The organism is Methylobacterium sp. WL116, from assembly GCF_008039455.1.
GTDB lineage: Bacteria > Pseudomonadota > Alphaproteobacteria > Rhizobiales > Beijerinckiaceae > Methylobacterium.
In genome coordinates this window covers 1-3,724 of sequence record NZ_VRUV01000451.1, presented here as the reverse complement: position 1 = coordinate 3,724, position 3,724 = coordinate 1, and the positions used below count along the sequence as shown (strand labels likewise).

The following is a 3,724-nucleotide window of genomic DNA, read 5'->3' as shown; positions in this document are numbered from 1 at the left end:
GCCCGGCGCGACGGCGCGACGCTGCCGGGGGTGCGGGCCTTCCTCGACACCGTCGCCGCGCGCCTCGACGAGGGCCGCGACACCCTGCGCTACATCGCCGGCATCCTGATCCTGCTCGGCCTGCTCGGCACGTTCTGGGGCCTCATCGACACGCTCTCGGCGGTCGGCTCGGTGATCAAGTCGATGCGCGGCGGCGGCGAGGCCAGCGTGATGTTCGACGAGCTGAAGAACGGGCTGGCCGTGCCGCTCGGCGGCATCGGCCTGGCGTTCTCGGCGTCGCTGTTCGGCTTGGCGAGCTCGCTCATCACCGGCTTCCTCGACCTGCAGGCGAGCCAGGCCCATGCCCGCTTCCACAACGAGCTGGAGGACTGGCTGGTCTCGGGCGAGGAGGCGGCCGCGCCCGCGCCGGTTCAGGCGCGGCAGGAGCCGGTCGCGGTCGAGGCGCTGCAGGAAGCCGTCGACCGCCTGACCACCGTCGTGTCGGAAGGCGCCAACGGGCGGGCGGCGACGCTGGCGATGACCAACCTCGCCGAGGGCATCCAGGGGCTCGTCCAGCACATGCGCGCCGAGCAGCAGATGATCCGCGACTGGGTCGAGGCCCAAGCCGGCCGCGAGCGCGAGATGAAGCAGGTGCTCGACCGGCTCGGCCGCGAGCGGGTCTGATGGCCTCCCGCCTCGTCCGCCGCGACCGCGGCGTCAACGTCTGGCCGGGCTACGTCGACGCGCTGGCGACGCTGCTCCTGTCGGTGGTGTTCCTGCTGACGATCTTCGTCGTCGGCCAGTTCTTCCTGTCGCAGGAGCTGACCGGGCGCGACACGGTGCTGGCCAAGCTCAACCGCCAGATCGTCGACCTCACCGACCTGCTGGCGCTCGAGCGCTCGAACCGGCGCGGGCAGGAGGAGACGGCGCAGGCGCTCCGCAACACCCTGCTCGCGACCGAGGCCGAGCGCGACCGGGCCCGCGCCGAGGCCGCGGCGACGGCCTCAAGCAAGGGCCAGGCAAGCGACCTCGACAGGCAGCTCCAGGCCGAGCGCGGCGCGGCCGGCCGGGCGCAGTCGCAGATCGACATGCTCAACGACCAGATCGGCGCGATGCGGCGCCAGCTCGCGGCGCTTGAGGATGCGCTCGCGGCTTCCGAGAGCCGCGACCGCGAGAGCCAGGCCCGCATCGCCGACCTCGGCAGCCGCCTCAACGTCGCGCTTGCGCAGAAGGTGCAGGAGCTTGCCCGATACCGCTCCGACTTCTTCGGCCGGCTGCGGCAGATCCTCGGCAATCGCACCGACATCCGCGTCGTCGGCGACCGCTTCGTGCTGCAATCCGAGGTGCTGTTCCCGGCAGGCTCCGCCTCGCTGAAGGCCGAGGCCGGCCCGGAGCTCGACCGGATCGCGGGGGCGATCCTCGACCTCGCCAAGCAGATCCCGGCGGACCTGCCCTGGGTGCTGCGGGTCGACGGCCATACCGATTCGCGCCCGATCGCCAGCGCGCAGTTCCCGTCGAACTGGTCGCTCTCGGCGGCGCGCGCCATCGCCGTCGTACAGTACCTCGCGAGCAAGGGCCTGCCGCCGCAGCGGCTGCTCGCCGGCGCCTTCGGCGAGTTCCAGCCGCTCGACGCCGGCACCACCGACGAGGCCTACGCGAAGAACCGCCGGATCGAGCTGAAGCTGACCGAGCGCTAGAGCATTGTCGAGCGAGGTGGATCCCGGCTCGCGGGAAGTTAATGTGATCCCACGACACGATAGAGCATTTTCCATGACCCGGGGATCAGGGGAAATGCTCCAGGGGCTTACGCTTCGGCGAACGCGCTTCGATACGCGAACAGCCCCGGCACCCCGCCGGTCATCAGAAACAGCACCGCCTCGCCCGGCCGGTAGCGGCCGGCGCGGACGTCGTGCAGCAGGCCGGCGAAGGCCTTGCCGCTGTAGACCGGATCGAGCAGCACGCCTTCGCTGCGGGCCATCAGGCGCACGGCCTCCCGCATCGCATCGGTCGGGATGCCGTAGCCCGGGCCGCGATGGCTTCCGTCGATCACGATGTCGGAAGCGGACAGCGCCGCGCCGGGCTTCAGCAGCCCCAGGGTCGCGTTGGCCTTGGCCAGCGTCTCGGCCTCGGCATGGTCTTGCGCCGCGAGCACCGCGTAGGACTTCGCGAGCCTCGGATCGCGACCCATCGCGAATAGCCCGGCGGCGAGGCCGGCATGGGTGCCGGCGCTGCCGTTGGCGGTGAGGATGTGGGCGAAGGTCACGCCCATCGCCGCGGCCTGCCCGGCGATCTCCTCGGCGCAGGCGGCGTAGCCGAGGCTGCCCACCGCGCTCGAACCGCCGGACGGGAACACGTAGACCCGCCGCCCCTCGGCCCGCAGCGTGTTCGCGCGGACCTCGGCGGCGGCGAGCGAGTCGGCGTCGGCCGGCAATTCGTGGACGCGGGCGCCGAACAGGTCGTCGAGGAAGCGGTTGCCGTTGCCGACGTAGTCCGGGTCGGTGCGCGGCACGCTCCGGCTCAGGAAGAGTTCGCAAGCGAAGTTCTCGCGCGCGGCGGCAGCGGCGGTGAGGCGCGCATGGTTCGATTGCAGCGCGCCGACCGTGATCACGGTATCGGCGTTCTCGGCGCGGGCCGCCCCGAGCAGGAACTCGAGCTTCCTGAGCTTGTTGCCGCCCCCGCCGATCGGCGCGAGGTCGTCGCGCTTCACGAACAGGCGGACCCCGTTTAGCGCCGGGCCCAGGGCCGCCGAGAACCGGTCGAGCGGCTGGATCGGCGTCGGACGCTCGAGGAGCGCGAGACGGGGGAAGCGGGCAAGGTCGAGACGGCTCATGCCACGGGTCTACCGCGTCGCGCGGCCGGGTTGAACCGGCAACCTCCGATTGCACGATCGCGACGCTACTCCGCGGCGGAGACGCTCACCCCGCGCAGGCGCGGCTCCTTGCCCCGCGCGGTCTCGTCGAGGGCATCGGTGAACTGCAGGGCGGCGAGCTGCGCGTAAAGCGCGCCCTGTGCCAGCAGGCTCTCGTGGGTGCCTTCCTCGACGATGCGGCCGTCGTCGAGGACGAGGATGCGGTCGGCGGCGCGGATGGTAGCGAGGCGATGGGCGATGACCAGGGTCGTGCGCCCGCGCATCAGCCCGTCGAGCGCCGACTGCACCGCGCGCTCACTCTCGGCATCGAGCGCCGAGGTCGCCTCGTCGAGGAGCAGGATCGGCGCGTCCTTCAGGATCGCGCGGGCGATGGCGACGCGCTGGCGCTGGCCGCCGGACAGGGTGACGCCGCGCTCGCCCACCGGCGTGGCGTAGCCCTGGGGCAGGGCGCGGATGAAGCCGTCGGCATGGGCAAGCTCGGCCGCGCGCTGCACCTCCGCGTCGCTCGCCTGCGGCCGGCCGTAGCGGATGTTCTCGGCGACCGAGCCCGAGAACACGGTCGGGTCCTGCGGCACCAGCGACATGCGGGCGCGCAGGGCCTCCGGGTCGACGCGCGCGACGTCGACCCCGTCGACGAGCACCCGGCCCGATTGCGGATCGTAGAAGCGCAGCAGCAGCTGCAGCACCGTGCTCTTGCCGGCGCCCGAGGGGCCGACGATGGCGATGCGCTCGCCGGGCGCCGCGGTGAAGGCGATGCCGTCGAGGGCGGCCGTCATGTCGCGGGTCGGGTAGGCGAAGCGCACCGCCTCGAACGCGACGGCGCCGCGGGCCGGCACCGGCATCGGCACCGGATCGGCCGGCGGCTTGATCGCGGGC

General features: G+C 72.5%; 4 protein-coding genes. 2 read left to right on the top strand and 2 right to left on the bottom strand.

Features of this window, described 5'->3' with window-relative positions:
* Both FV223_RS22530 and FV223_RS22525 read left to right on the top strand, forming a co-directional pair.
* The coding region (locus FV223_RS22530) for a MotA/TolQ/ExbB proton channel family protein (RefSeq protein WP_147729082.1) at window positions 1–663 on the top strand (663 nt) is incomplete at its 5' end.
* Window positions 663–1,676: a peptidoglycan -binding protein gene (locus tag FV223_RS22525; RefSeq protein ID WP_147729081.1), complete on the top strand. Its 1,014-nt coding sequence runs from the start codon at window positions 663–665 to the stop codon at window positions 1,674–1,676. The genes FV223_RS22530 and FV223_RS22525, both read left to right, overlap by 1 nt.
* A gap of 107 nt (window positions 1,677–1,783) precedes the next feature.
* Here the strand turns inward: FV223_RS22525 and FV223_RS22520 are convergent, their stop codons facing one another.
* Entirely contained in the window at window positions 1,784–2,809 is a 1,026-nt protein-coding gene (locus FV223_RS22520; protein WP_147729080.1) for a D-cysteine desulfhydrase family protein, read from the bottom strand.
* Window positions 2,810–2,874: 65 nt separating this feature from the next.
* On the bottom strand, window positions 2,875–3,724 hold an 850-nt coding region (locus tag FV223_RS22515; RefSeq protein ID WP_147729079.1), incomplete at its 5' end, for an ATP-binding cassette domain-containing protein.

Bases quoted from the DNA above. Each gene is read 5' to 3' on its own strand.
- FV223_RS22525 (WP_147729081.1), top strand. From the start codon at position 663: ATGGCCTCCCGCCTCGTCCGCCGCGACCGCGGCGTCAACGTCTGGCCG.
- FV223_RS22520 (WP_147729080.1), bottom strand. From the start codon at position 2,809: ATGAGCCGTCTCGACCTTGCCCGCTTCCCCCGTCTCGCGCTCCTCGAG.